The organism is Microbulbifer pacificus (genome assembly GCF_033723955.1).
Taxonomy (GTDB): domain Bacteria; phylum Pseudomonadota; class Gammaproteobacteria; order Pseudomonadales; family Cellvibrionaceae; genus Microbulbifer; species Microbulbifer pacificus.
This window is the reverse complement of record NZ_CP137555.1, coordinates 2647285-2660384: the sequence shown is the minus strand read 5'-3', so window position 1 is coordinate 2660384 and position 13100 is coordinate 2647285. Positions and strand designations below refer to the sequence as shown.

The following is a 13100-nucleotide window of genomic DNA, read 5'->3' as shown; positions in this document are numbered from 1 at the left end:
TGCGTGCCAAAAAATATTCGGCTTTTTTCGCAAGCACTGCATCCGGATCAAAACCGGGCAGCGTCATACCTGCAGATCACGCCACAAATGACACTTTGAACAAATTCATGCTGGATACACCGATGAACAAGATTCGCCTGCTGACCGCCGCTTCCATACTGGCCCTGCCCTTCGCCGCCCAGGTACAGGCAACCGAGATCAACCTGGCTGGAGGCGACGAACACAGCTGCAATGTGGATATCCACCAGCAGATCACCGTCGGGCGCGACTTCATGGAAACCCGTGACGAGGACGACAACCAGCCGCTGTTTGCCTACCACGCTCCGGACCAGCTGGCCGTGGGTGATACCGGCCTGATCCTCGACCGTCGGCAACAGGAGTTGATGCAGTCCTATCAGCAGGGGTTGCACACCGCCGGACGTCAGGTATCCGAAATTGCCGTGGAGGCGATGGATATCGCGATGAACGGTGTCGGTATTGCGCTTGCGGTGCTCGCCGGCCCGGACAGTGCCGATACCCAGGAGTTTCTGCAGTCTTCCGAAGCACTGCGAGAAAAACTGCTGGCACAGACCAAAAAGCAGGGCGATGTGTACACTTTCGGCAGCCCGTGGGTTGACGACGTCTTTGGCGAAACGTTTGAAAGGGAACTGGAACCGCAGATTGAAAAACTCGCGGCAAAGTCTGCCGGCAATATCGCCTGGCATGCCATGAAAGCAGTGTTTACCGGTGGCGCCAGTATCGAACGGGACGCGGAGGCTGCGGCAGAAGCGGCCGAGGCCGAGGTGGAAAAGAAAGCGGAAAGACTGGAGGCTCGTGCCGATGCGCTGTGTCTGCAGCTGCAAGCGCTGGACGAACTGGAAGTAAAATTACATCAGGCCATTCCTGCACTGCAGGGCATGGAATTGATCACCATGAAATAATTTGTGCGGGCCTGCCCCGGCCCGCACAAAATTTATGTAAAACCCCCAAGTGTTCGGCCGCTATTTGCGGCCTTTTTTAATTTATTTTTTTGCCACACCCAGCTCGCCCAACGTGCGCGCCATATCCTCGGCACTGGTAGCGGGTTTGATATCGCGGTCAACTTTCAGGATATTCCCGTCCTTGCCGATATAGAAGGTAACCCGTTTGGCCATATTCAGCACTGGCATTTTCACGTCGTAGGCCTCGGCAACAGCACCGGTTGGATCGCTCAGCAGCGGGAAATCTGCCTTGTATTCATCGGCGAATTTTTTGTTGTCTTCCACTTCATCGGTGCTAGCCATGAAGTAGGTGACATCGTACTCGCGAATCAGGTGGCCATTTTCCGCTAGGGATTTGCACTCGATGGTACAGCCCTTGGTAAACGCTTTCGGATACCAGGCGATCACCACCGCCTGCTTGTCTTTGAAGTCAGACAGGGTATAAGTCTTGCCATCGGATGCCTGCAGGGAAAACTCCGGTGCAGGTTCGCCAACCTCAATCGCCACGGCAGGGCATGCGACAAACAACAGCGCCAGCCAACAGAATAGTTTTTTCATCTCCAGCTCCTTATCCAGGCAATAATTTCAACCGTTAACTCTGCAAAAGTACACTTTTTCACCCCAAAATCAGACAGGGCCAATCCGGGAAAATTACTTCTTCGTTAATCGCCAGCTTTTTAATTTGCGCTATTGAAGCGCTCAAATTCCTCCTCCAGCAGAGCGGCAAGTTCAAGGTGACCTTTGCAGCGCAGGATTTCCACCACACATTCCACGGTACACAGCCCCGCCGACTTCTGGTTGCGCCGCAGGCGAAAGCGGGAATCCCGCGCTGGCACCAGGTTCACTCTGCGCACAAGGTGGAGATAGGGGCTGCGATTGAACATCTTGCGCGCCTCCTGCCAGGTGGCGTCGAGCAGGATAAACCGCTCGCAGGTTTCGATGCTCATGTTACCGGCCGCTTCACCCGCCACTTCGGTATCGGGATACAGCAGCCCCATCGCGGGATCATCCAGCGTCGCCAGCAATGCTTTATCCGGTTCTGCGCGCCGCCAGATCACCCGCTCCACACCTACTCCCTCACCGGCTACGGCGGACAGTACCAGCTTGCCGGTGTTACTCGGACGCTCCAGTTCGCGTTCGTGAGTCAGGAGTATGATCTGCATACCTGGAGTTTTCTATCGGTTTACCGGTTCTCACCAAGGATTAAGCGTATAGCCCTGTTGCTGCAACAGGGCGTGGGCCGTCATGGCGGACAGGGCCATCTCTACGCCGGGCAACAAGTCATCATTCTCGATTCCGTTAAACGCGGCGGATTGGCCGCAAAGAATGACGCGCACCTTGTGTTTCTGTAACGCCGCCAGCAATTCAGCGTTGGGATTATCGCGCTGGAACTTTTTCTGGAAAGCGGCGCTGTTTACTACATCAAAGCCCGCACCGCCGTGGACCACCAGCGCCAGCTCGATCTGTTCCGGTTTCACGCCCGCGCGCGCCTGCATATTGAGGAAGCGGGCGAGGCTCTCGAACTTGCGATTGCGCTTTCCCTCTTCGCCCTGCTCCGCTGCGTCAAATACAACCTTGAAACGTTCTTTACCGGTGAGCGGCACCGATTGCACAACATCGGCCACCGCGCCAAAGTTCTCCACCACCGGGCCGGTGGCGAATTCTGCCGAGGCCAGGGCTGGTTGCAGCAGGCATGCCATGAGCGCACCTTTCAGGCAGTGAATTGATATTTTCAAAAAGCGCATGATAGTTCCCGCATTTATTATTGAAATGGCATTCTACTGCACGCAGCGGCGCTTGGGTCCAGTGAATAGCATCGATACTGCGCTCGCACCAATACCCTGCACTGCAATGCAGGCATGCGTCGTAGCCTATAAACGGTATAAAAAAGGGCCGGTATCCTTTCGGTACCGGCCCCAAAACGACCAAAGGAGAAATGCAATTTTTTCGTCAGAACTTTGCGTTGATTCCGGCAAAGAAGCGACGGCCGTACTGGTGGATATCACCAACCCGTTCGCTGGAATCCCAAAAGCTCGTTTGCTCGCTGTCGGTGAGATTCAACATCTGCAGAACCAGTGACACATTGTCGGTGAGCTGATAGGAGATATTCGCATCCACCTGACCGTAGCCGTCGGCATACTTGTCCAGGCCATTGCGGTTAGTGCCCGTGTAGTAGCGCGAACGGTAGTTATAAGCCAGTCGCGCCGACAGGCCGTGGTCCTCGTAATAGGCGGTCGCGTTGTAAGTATCACTGGAGTTGGCCGGCAGTTGCTTTTCGATGCCTGCCGCCTTTTCCTCTGCGGTTTCCAACATGTCCGCATCCGAGTAGGTGTAGTTGGCCAGTACACCGAAACCATTGCCCAGGTCGTGCTGAAGCGTCAGCTCGACACCCTGGTTGCGACCGCCGATGCCGTTCACCGGGATGGTGATGTTGTACAAACCAATCACACCATTCTCATCCGGAAGCTGCTCAGCCGACTGAGTGGTATCGATATAGGACTCGATATCCTTGTAAAACAATGCCAGGGAAACGATCGACGAGTCGGTGAAGTAATACTCGGCGGAAACATCGTACTGGTTGGCGCGATACGGCTCGAGCTCCGGGTTGCCACCTGCCCCAAGGCCATCGTAGCCCGCGCCTGCCCAGGCGCTTTTTGCATAGGCACGACGCATGGCCAGGTTGTCGTAGTCGGGACGTGAGATCACCTTGGCGGCAGCAAAGCGCAGAATCATGTCGTCCTGCAGGTCGTAAGCCAGGTTCAGACTCGGCAATACGCTGCTGTAATCGTTATCCACCCGGCCGGGTTCCAACGTCCAGGTATCCGGGTTCCAGGACACCACCTTGACCATCTGGAAACCGCGACTGGTCGCATCGGTACTGGCGTAGCGCACGCCGACGTTACCGTGCAGCTGACCGTGATCCAAATTGGCCTGAACGTAGGTGCTGGTCACCTTCTCTTCCATCTCGAAACTGTAGTCCGGGCGGTAGTTCGCACGCAGTGCCGGGTTGTCAACAGTCCACTGTTTCCAGGCCGCCGCATCGAAGTCCCAGAGCCCGTCCGGAGATCCACTGTTGCCCATGAAGTCATCGGCGGAATTGCCGCTGGTGAACTGATCGAGAGTAGCACTGCCGATCCACTGTTCTTTCCAGAAGTCCGACTTTTTCATGTGGTCGCGGTGTTTAACCCCGACATCCACAGAACTTATCCAGTCATTCTGGAGTTCCAGGTTCAGATCCAACTGGGCATAAGTCTCGTCTTCGCTGTTGGCAAAGATATTGCGGTGTGTGTAGATACGCGAGTAGTCCGCAGGCGTCAGCGCTGCATCCAGTGTGTAGGATGGAGTACCGATAATTTCGAACGAGGTATTGGCGCTTGCTTCAAACTCCACCTGGTCGTCGACAATATCGCCCTCGGCTGCAGTGTGCCCCAGGTGGCCGGCCAGCGTGTAACCTTCACCGGTGAATTCCACCTTCAGATCATGTGCGCGAGTCTCGTAACCACCCTCATGGTAGTTGGTGCTGTACAAGCTCTCTTCCGCCCAGGTGCCGGTGCCGGCAGTTTCAGGCACGTCGGCCGCGACGATAGTGTCCCCCGCCAGTTGCACATTGGTGAAGCCCGCCGCAGCACCTGAGTTCCAGGCGCCGTTACTAATGAACTGGTTGAGCTGATCCACTTTGGATACCAGGTTGTTGAGCTGCAGGTTCAGGCTGTCATTCGCCTGCCACTCCAGCGCCAGGGTGGCAGTGCGCAGGTCCTTGTCAGAGTTGTAGCGCGTTGCGCGAACGTTGTCCGGCAGATAGCTACCGTCTGCACCCGCCATAAAACCGCGGTAACCAACCCCACTGGTATCCCGCTGGATACGGTTATCGCGGCTGACATACGACATGTTCACGCCGAAGTCATTGCCCTCGTTTTTCCAGGAGTAGAATCCGGAGATGGCCGGGCTGTGCTCACCACTGGATTCCTGATAAATATCCTTTACCGACAGCGCCGTGTAATTACTGGCAGTGGACAGAGGGCTGCGGGTCTTCACAATTACCGTGCCGCCGATCGAGCCCTCTTCAATTTTCGCTTGTGGCGACTTGTGTACTTCCAGGGTGTTGATCAGCTCTGAAGGCAACAGGGAGTAGTTGAAGCTGCGGCTTGGTGGGCTCGCCACATCCGCGGACGCCAGCGCAGTGGCCACATGCTGGCCGTTGAACAGGGTCATATTGAGATGAGGTGGCGTGCCGCGGATACTTACGCGGTCCGCCTCACCTTCGGATTTTTCCACCGATACACCGGCCACGCGTTGCAGCGCGTCGGCAACGGTCTGATCTGGAAACTTGCCAACGTCCTCTGCCGAGATGGCGTCCATCATCACATCGGCATTGCGCTTGATATCCAGACTTTTCTTCACCGATCCCCGATAACCGGTGACCTCCACTTCCTCCAACCGTTGTGACTCTTTGCTGCTCTCGTCTTGTGCAGCAGCTGGAAGGGCAACCATGGCTCCAAAGGTAAACAGCGAAATATTGGCCAGACGTATGGCTCGTTGCAGTCGGTTCATCAACCTCTCCTTATTGATTATTGTTTTGCAGGCAGCGGGACTCAACCACCGATGAAATAAAATATTCCAAGACAATCGACCAAACAAGAATTATTCATTGCAGAAGGCGATGCAAGAATAATTTGTGTGAGATTGCGGCGATTGAACTGATTTATACGCCAAATAGCTGGAGTGGCACGAAAGGCATATATGGGAGGGGGCTGAGGTGCGCTGAACTATAGTGTTCAGCTCGGGTAACGCGTCATCAGGCACGAGTGAAGTAGGCAATGCCAAAGTCAGGCTGCTTATAAAATTCGGCTGCGGCAGCATGCCCGAATTATTCCGGGCTTTTAAGGTTGGATATTTTTCGGTTTCACTATTCCAACAAATTAACCGCCGGCAGTATGTGATCACTGAGCAGTGCTCGCGTCAGTGCGTGCGCATCGCTGCGACGGAAATTTTCACTGGTGATTACTGCCGCCAGATCCAGCGCCGGTGCCACCAATACAATATTCCCACCGGCACCGGCCATATGGTAAGTGGCCACCCGCTTTCCATTGACTGCAAACGACTGCAACCACCACAAATAACCATACTCGAAGCTGCGGCCATCCGATCCTTCGAATTGCACCCGAGGCTCAATCGAGGCCTGCACCCAGCTACTCGGCAGAAGGCGCCGCCCACCCCATTCACCACCATTCGCATAGAGTTGGGCCAGCTTTAACAGGTCACGGCTGCGCAGTTCCAGGCCACCACCGGTTTGGATTTGACCAGTGGGGGAGTGTTGCCAGCGATATTGCTCAATACCCAGCGGCGCGAACAGGTTTTTCGCGGCAAACTCTTCAAGCGGCATGCGCACGGCGCCTGCCAGCGCCCGCCCGAGCATGTATACCCCGGCGGTGCAATAACTGAAGGCGCGGCCATAGGGGCGCTGTGCCGGCGGTGTTTCCCAGGGGGGCGTACCGCGGATGGGCAAGTCCAGCGCAAACTGCAGCCAGTCCTCGCGCAGATACATGCGCTCCTCGTTGCCGCTGGAAAATGAATTCCAGTCGTCGCACTCGAGCACCGAGCTCATGGTCATCAAATCGGCGAACGTGATCTCGTTTTTGCGCGGTTCCTGATACAGATGCGGTTTCTGGGGTAGTAACGGCAAAACCCTGGCGTTCAAGTCCGGGAGTTCACCCGCCGCCAGCGCCAGGCCGACAAGGATACTCGTCACGGTCTTGGTCGCCGAACGCGTATTGCGCAGCGTGCCGGCATCTCCGGCAAAATAGCGCTCGAATGCAATGCGACCGCGATACGCCACCACCACGCTGGTGATGTTGCCGAAGTCCCCGTTGCGGATGGCACCATCCATCTTGCCCATCAGCTCGCCGGACAGTGGTACCTCGGCCGCAGGCGTCGCCAACCAGTCATCGGTCATTGCAGGCGGCGCAACCGGAGCTGGAGATTCAGAGGGAAAACTATAAGTGCTGCAAACACAGGCAATAAGCAATGCAGCGAGTCTGGCTTTGGATTTTATATTCATGAGAGGCAGAACTCAGAGTCGTGCTTTGTCGAACCAGTCTGAAGTCCGATTCAAAAAATTTCTACCCTGAAATTTCTGCCTTTACAGAAGGCGCATTCACACCTGCATCTTTCTCGCCACGTCCAGCATGCGATTGGCAAAGCCCCATTCATTATCAAACCAGATCAGCACCTTCACCATTTTGCCGCCGGCAACCCGGGTCTGACCGGCGTCGACCACACCGGAGCGCGGATCGTGGTTGTAGTCACAGGAAGCCAGAGGCTCTTCGCTGTAACCGAGCACGCCGGAAAATCGGGTTTCGGCAGCAGTTCTGAGTACTGAATTGACTTCGGCCTGGGTGACGGACTTTTTCAGCTGCACCGACAGATCGATGGCAGAGACGTTGATGGTGGGCACGCGCATGGCCTGGGCTTCGAATTTGCCCGCCATGTCGGGAAGGATACGCTCGATGCCACGGGCGAGGCCGGTGTCTACCGGGATGATGGAGTTCAGCGCAGAGCGGGTTTTGCGCAGGTCGGTGTGGTGGTAGGCGTCATTTACCGGCTGGTCGTTCATCGCCGAGTGGATGGTGGTGATGACGCCGGCTTCGATGCCGAACGCGCTCTCGAGGGCCGCAATGACGGGAATGCTACAGTTGGTGGTGCAGGAAGCGGCGGAGATGATGGTCTCGCTACCTGTGAGCGCGGTGTCGTTGACGCCGTAGACGATGGTGGCATCGACGTCGCGGCTGGCGGGCTGGGAGAAGATGACCTTTTTGGCTCCGGCTTTTAGGTGCAGTTCGGCGCGTTCGCGCTCGCTGAAGCTGCCGGTGCATTCGAGGACGACGTCCACCTGCGGATTGCACCAGTCGAGGTCTTCCAGTTCGCTGTGGTGGGTGACGGCGATAGGGTCGCCGTTGATGTGCAGGGTGTCGTTGTGCACGCTCACATCACCGTGGAAACGGCCGTGGACGGTGTCGTATTTGGTGAGGTGGGCGATGGTGGCGCAGTCGGCCAGTTCGTTGATGGCAACGATCTGCAGCTGGTCACGCAGGTTGGATTCGTAGAGGGCTCGAAGGACACTTCGTCCTATGCGGCCGTAGCCGTTGATGGCGAGTCTTATTGGAGTGGACATGCATTCCTCGGGCTAATTCCACCGCCCTCGGTTTAGCTCTGTTCCAGTGCGGTGGCGGTCAGGCACGGCGCAAGGGTATTCGGAACCGCTGTAAACCCATCCCTGGGCGCTGCGGCGCAAACATCCTGTTTGCGACGCTTCCGAAAACCCTTGCCCCGCACCTGCCCTGCAATTCTGACTGCCGCACTACGTATGAGAAGTGTCAGCAGTCATCGTTTGTTACTTCAGCAGTCCTTCAACCGCTTCCACAACTTTATCGGTGGTGATGCCGAAGTGCTTCATCAGGTCACCGGCCGGTGCGGATTCACCGAAGGTGTCCATGCCGACGATGGCGCCGTCGAAGCCTACGAACTTGTACCAGTAGTCCTTGTGACCGGCTTCTACCGCAACGCGGGCGCGTACGGAGGACGGCAGTACGGATTCGCGGTAGTCGGCGCTCTGGGCTGAGAAGGCCTCTGCACAGGGCATGGAAACAACGCGCACTTTGCGGCCGGCAAGTTTGTCGGCGGCGGCGGTGGCGAGTTCTACCTCGGAGCCGGTGGCGATGATGATCGCTTCCGGGGTGCCGTCGCAGTCGCGCAGGATGTAGCCGCCCTTCTCGATGGCTGCCAGCTGCTCATCGGTGCGCGCCTGCGGGGCGAGGCCCTGACGGCTGAAGATGAGGGCGCTGGGACCGTTTTTGCGGGCCACTGCCATTTTCCAGCTCACTGCGGATTCGGTGGCGTCGCAGGGGCGCCAGGTGTGCAGGTTGGGGGTCACGCGCAGGGCGGTGAGCTGCTCAACCGGCTGGTGGGTCGGGCCGTCTTCGCCGAGGCCAATGGAGTCGTGGGTGTACACGAAGATGACGCGTTGTTTCATCAGTGCGGCCATGCGCACGGCGTTGCGGGCGTACTCCATGAACATCAGGAAGGTCGCGCCGTAGGGTACCAGGCCACCGTGCAGGGCGATACCGTTCATGATCGCGCTCATACCGAATTCGCGTACGCCGTAGTAGACGTAGTTGCCGCTGGCATCGTCTGCGCTGACGCCTTTGGAGCCGGACCAGATGGTGAGGTTGGAACCGGCCAGGTCGGCGGAGCCGCCGAGGAATTCCGGCAGCAGTGGGCCGAAGGCATTCAGCGCATTCTGGCTGGCCTTACGGGAGGCGATTTTCTCGGCGTCGGCCTGGCACTTTTTGATGTACTCGTCGGCCTTGGCGAGGAAGTCTGCCGGCAGTTCGCCCTTCATGCGGCGCACAAACTCTTCCGCCAGCTCCGGGTAAGTCTCTTTGTAATCCTCGAAGATGTCGTTCCACTCTTCTTCCTGCGCTTCGCCCTTGCCGCGTGCGTCCCAAGCGACATACAGTTCGTCCGGAATCTCGAACGGTGCGTATTTCCAGCCCAGAGTCTCGCGTACCAGCGCGATTTCTTCGGCACCCAGCGGTGCGCCGTGACATTCTTCGCGGCCCTGCTTGTTGGGGGAGCCGAAGCCGATCACGGTCTTGCAGCAGATGATGGTGGGCTTGGCGGTTTCTGCGCGGGCTTCTTCGATCGCGGCCTTGATTGCCTGCGGATCGTGGCCGTCCACGCCCCGGATCACGTGCCAGCCGTAGGATTCGAAACGCTTCGGGGTGTCGTCGGTGAACCAGCCTTCCACTTCACCGTCGATGGAGATGCCATTGTCGTCGTAGAAGGCAATCAGCTTGCCGAGGCCCAGGGTGCCAGCCAGGGAGCAGGCTTCGTGGGAGATGCCTTCCATCAGGCAGCCATCACCCAGGAAGCAGTAGGTGTGGTGGTCCACCAGCTCGTAACCTTCGCGGTTGAACTGAGCGGCCATGACTTTCTCGGCCAGCGCCATGCCCACCGCATTGGTGATGCCCTGACCCAGCGGGCCGGTGGTGGTTTCCACACCCGGGGCGTAGCCGTACTCGGGGTGGCCCGGGGTTTTGGAGTGCAGCTGGCGGAAGTTCTGCAGCTCGTGGATGGACAGGTCGTAGCCTGTCAGGTGCAGCAGGGAGTACAGCAGCATGGAACCGTGGCCATTGGACAGCACGAAGCGGTCGCGGTCCGCCCACTCGGGGTTGGCCGGATTGTGTTTCAGGTAGTCGTTCCACAGCACTTCGGCAATGTCGGCCATGCCCATTGGCGCGCCGGGGTGGCCACTATTGGCTTTCTGGACCGCGTCCATGGCGAGGGCGCGGATGGCGTTAGCCTTTTCTGTGCGAGACGGAGTAGAAGACATAGGGATCTCTCGGTTTGGGATCTTTCGGTTCATCAGATGTGCTGCGAGCCCGGCTCTGACGGCCAGTTGCCGCGACCCGCTGCCGCCTCCGGCGCCGATGGCGTTAAGGTGCCGGTGGTGAAACGGGGGGCGTATTTTCCCGTAATCACCCCGCCGGCGCAAAGGCTGCGGGGGCAATTCCCCGCTCCTGGCAGCAACAATTTCCTAGCAAAGGGCCATCTATTGGCGAACCCGTGGTTTGTCCATGCTTTATCAAAGTTTTTCGATACACCTAAATCAAAAAACTTTGATGTAGTTTCGGGACGCTGCTAGACTCCCCCGCATGCTTGACTCCAACAGTGCCCCTGCGTGCACCGAAACCAACGCCAGCGATGACATTCCGCAACTGGCGGCGACCCTCAAGGCCGCCGGCGACCCGCTGCGCCTGGAGATCCTGCGCCTGCTGGCCCAGGACTCCTACAGCGTGCTGGAACTGTGCCGCATCTTCGACCTGCGCCAGCCCGCGCTCTCGCACCATTTGAAGGTTCTTGCGCAAGCGGGGCTGGTGAGCAAGCGCCGCGAGGGCAATAACCTGTTTTATCGCCGCACCGCGAGCAGTGATCTGCTACAACAATTGTTCGCCGGCCTCGACCTGCTGCCAATGCCGGAGGCCCGTGCGGAAACCGTGGCGCAGATCGCCGCAGAGCGCGCGGAGGCGTCGCGTCGTTTCTTTGCGGACTACGGCAACCGCTTCCGCGAGCAGCAGGAGTTGATCGCCAGTTATAGCGTGTACGGCCCACAGGTAGCACAGCTGCTGAAACCCGGACGTCACGCCCTGGAGGTCGGCCCGGGTGAGGGCGAGTTTCTGGAAGAGCTGGCGAACCGGTTCGGCACGGTGACGGCACTGGATCTGTCGAAGACGATGCTGGAGCGGGCACAGGCGTTTGCGGACGAAAAGGGTCTGCAGAATATCGAGTTTGTGTGCGACGACACCCGCGCGGCGGCTTCCCGGCCGGAGAGCGCGGACTGCATTGTGGTGAACATGGTTTTACACCACACCCCGGAGCCGGCGCAGATTCTTCAGGATTTGCAGAGGTCCCTGAAAGTCGGCGGTCAGCTGTTGATTACCGAACTGCACGACCATGAACAGGACTGGGCGCGAGACGCATGTGGCGACCTGTGGCTCGGGTTTGCGCCCCAGCAGTTGGTGGAATGGGCATCCGACGCGGGACTGCAGAAAGGTCGCAGTGTTCACAGTGCTTTGCGCAACGGATTTCAGATTCAGATCCAGGAATTTGTTAAATCCTGAGCTTTGTAGCTCTGGTGCGTCGTTTTCAGCATCAGGCTTCACACAACCAAAATCAGATCCAGTGCTCCCTAACTAAAACGACGGAACGCTGAGATCAAAATTTCGTAAACCGCCAGCAGCGGACAAGGAGAAACTCACAATGAGTGAATACAGCATCTTTACCTCGGAATCCGTTTCCGAAGGCCATCCGGACAAAATCGCCGACCAGATTTCCGATGCAGTACTGGACGCACTGCTGGCGCGCGACAAGAACGCCCGCGTTGCCTGTGAAACCCTGGTGAAAACCGGCATCGCCGTCATCGCCGGCGAAATTTCCACTTCCGCCTGGGTCGACCTCGAAGACCTGGTGCGCAAGGTCATCACCGATATCGGCTACACCTCCTCCGACGTCGGCTACGACGGTGAAACCTGTGGTGTGCTGAATGTGATCGGCAAACAGTCCGTGGATATCGCCCAGGGCGTCGACCGCGTGAAGCCGGAAGACCAGGGTGCCGGCGACCAGGGCCTGATGTTCGGCTACGCTACCGACGAAACCCCCACCTTCATGCCGTCTCCGATCTACTACGCCCACCGTCTGGTAGAGCGTCAGGCGGAAGCGCGCAAGTCCGGTCTGCTGCCGTGGCTGCGCCCGGATGCGAAAAGCCAAGTGACCTTCCGCTACGACGAAGACGGCAAGCCCTGCGCAATCGATGCGGTAGTACTGTCCACCCAGCACAGCCCGGAAGTTTCCCAGGAAGACCTGCGCGAAGCGGTAATGGAACTGATCGTGCACCACGTGCTGCCAGCAGAGCTGCTGCACGCCAACACCAAGTTCCACATCAACCCCACCGGCAAATTCGTGATCGGTGGCCCCGTGGGTGACTGCGGCCTGACTGGACGCAAGATCATTGTCGACACCTACGGCGGTTCCGCCCGTCACGGCGGCGGCGCCTTCTCCGGCAAGGACCCGTCCAAAGTGGACCGCTCCGCGGCCTATGCCGGCCGTTATGTGGCGAAGAACATCGTCGCTGCCGGTCTCGCCAAGCGCTGTGAAATCCAGGTGTCCTACGCCATCGGTGTCGCCGAGCCGACGTCCGTTGCCATCAACACCTTCGGCACCGGCAAGGTGAGTGACGAGAAACTGATTGAGCTGGTGCGCGAGAATTTCGACCTGCGCCCCTACGCCATCTCCAAGGTACTGGACCTGCTGCACCCGATGTACCAGCTTACCGCTGCCTACGGCCACTTCGGTCGCGAGCCGTTCGAGCACACCTACAAGTGGATCGACAGCAACGGTCACGAGCAGACCGAGACCTTCACCGCCTTCCCGTGGGAAAAAACCGACAAGGCGGAAACCCTGCGCGCGCAGGCCGGATTGTAATTTCACCCACTTACACACTAGCGTCATACCGGCGCAGGCCGGTATCCAGCTGCCACGAAACTGGATACCGGCCTGCGCCGGTCTGACGAGAATAAATATTCA

10 protein-coding genes are annotated in these 13100 nt (G+C 58.2%); 3 read left to right on the top strand and 7 right to left on the bottom strand.

Going from position 1 to position 13100, the window contains the following annotated elements; translation table 11 throughout:
- The first annotated feature begins 122 nt into the window (after window positions 1-122).
- Window positions 123-920: a DUF2884 family protein gene (locus R5R33_RS11425; RefSeq protein ID WP_318952830.1), complete on the top strand. Its 798-nt coding sequence runs from the start codon at window positions 123-125 to the stop codon at window positions 918-920.
- Between the two features lie 81 nt (window positions 921-1001).
- On the opposite strand, the gene R5R33_RS11420 is transcribed toward R5R33_RS11425, so the two are convergent.
- The 7 genes from R5R33_RS11420 to tkt all read right to left on the bottom strand — a co-directional run bounded on the left by R5R33_RS11420 (window position 1002) and on the right by tkt (window position 10350).
- Entirely contained in the window at window positions 1002-1517 is a 516-nt protein-coding gene (locus R5R33_RS11420) for a peroxiredoxin (RefSeq protein WP_318952829.1), read from the bottom strand.
- A gap of 119 nt (window positions 1518-1636) precedes the next feature.
- Entirely contained in the window at window positions 1637-2122 is a 486-nt protein-coding gene (locus tag R5R33_RS11415) for a tRNA-uridine aminocarboxypropyltransferase (RefSeq protein ID WP_318952828.1), read from the bottom strand.
- A gap of 30 nt (window positions 2123-2152) precedes the next feature.
- On the bottom strand, window positions 2153-2704 hold the full coding sequence (locus tag R5R33_RS11410; protein WP_318952827.1) for a DsrE family protein: 552 nt from the start codon (window positions 2702-2704) through the stop codon (window positions 2153-2155).
- Between the two features lie 205 nt (window positions 2705-2909).
- Entirely contained in the window at window positions 2910-5510 is a 2601-nt protein-coding gene (locus tag R5R33_RS11405) for a TonB-dependent receptor (protein WP_318952826.1), read from the bottom strand.
- A gap of 355 nt (window positions 5511-5865) precedes the next feature.
- The gene (locus tag R5R33_RS11400) at window positions 5866-6912 is read right to left on the bottom strand and encodes a serine hydrolase domain-containing protein (RefSeq protein WP_318952825.1); all 1047 of its coding nucleotides are present in this window, start codon (window positions 6910-6912) and stop codon (window positions 5866-5868) included.
- A gap of 201 nt (window positions 6913-7113) precedes the next feature.
- Entirely contained in the window at window positions 7114-8130 is a 1017-nt protein-coding gene (gene gap, locus R5R33_RS11395) for a type I glyceraldehyde-3-phosphate dehydrogenase (protein WP_318952824.1), read from the bottom strand.
- A gap of 219 nt (window positions 8131-8349) precedes the next feature.
- Window positions 8350-10350, bottom strand: coding sequence for a transketolase (gene tkt / locus R5R33_RS11390; protein WP_318952823.1), 2001 nt, complete (start codon window positions 10348-10350; stop codon window positions 8350-8352).
- A 322-nt stretch (window positions 10351-10672) separates the two neighbouring features.
- Between tkt and R5R33_RS11385 the strand changes: the two genes are divergently transcribed.
- Together R5R33_RS11385 and metK are read left to right on the top strand one after the other, a co-directional pair.
- Window positions 10673-11638, top strand: coding sequence for a metalloregulator ArsR/SmtB family transcription factor (locus R5R33_RS11385; RefSeq protein ID WP_318952822.1), 966 nt, complete (start codon window positions 10673-10675; stop codon window positions 11636-11638).
- Window positions 11639-11777: 139 nt separating this feature from the next.
- Window positions 11778-12998 (top strand): methionine adenosyltransferase, encoded by a 1221-nt coding sequence (metK, locus tag R5R33_RS11380; RefSeq protein ID WP_318952821.1) that lies wholly within the window; start codon window positions 11778-11780, stop codon window positions 12996-12998.
- The last annotated feature ends 102 nt before the right edge of the window (window positions 12999-13100 follow it).

Coding starts and splice junctions, on each gene's coding strand:
- R5R33_RS11425 (WP_318952830.1), top strand. CDS start 123: ATGAACAAGATTCGCCTGCTGACCGCCGCTTCCATACTGGCCCTGCCC.
- R5R33_RS11420 (WP_318952829.1), bottom strand. CDS start 1,517: ATGAAAAAACTATTCTGTTGGCTGGCGCTGTTGTTTGTCGCATGCCCT.
- R5R33_RS11415 (WP_318952828.1), bottom strand. CDS start 2,122: ATGCAGATCATACTCCTGACTCACGAACGCGAACTGGAGCGTCCGAGT.
- R5R33_RS11410 (WP_318952827.1), bottom strand. CDS start 2,704: ATGCGCTTTTTGAAAATATCAATTCACTGCCTGAAAGGTGCGCTCATG.
- R5R33_RS11405 (WP_318952826.1), bottom strand. CDS start 5,510: ATGAACCGACTGCAACGAGCCATACGTCTGGCCAATATTTCGCTGTTT.
- R5R33_RS11400 (WP_318952825.1), bottom strand. CDS start 6,912: ATGACCGATGACTGGTTGGCGACGCCTGCGGCCGAGGTACCACTGTCC.
- gap (WP_318952824.1), bottom strand. CDS start 8,130: ATGTCCACTCCAATAAGACTCGCCATCAACGGCTACGGCCGCATAGGA.
- tkt (WP_318952823.1), bottom strand. CDS start 10,350: ATGTCTTCTACTCCGTCTCGCACAGAAAAGGCTAACGCCATCCGCGCC.
- R5R33_RS11385 (WP_318952822.1), top strand. CDS start 10,673: ATGCTTGACTCCAACAGTGCCCCTGCGTGCACCGAAACCAACGCCAGC.
- metK (WP_318952821.1), top strand. CDS start 11,778: ATGAGTGAATACAGCATCTTTACCTCGGAATCCGTTTCCGAAGGCCAT.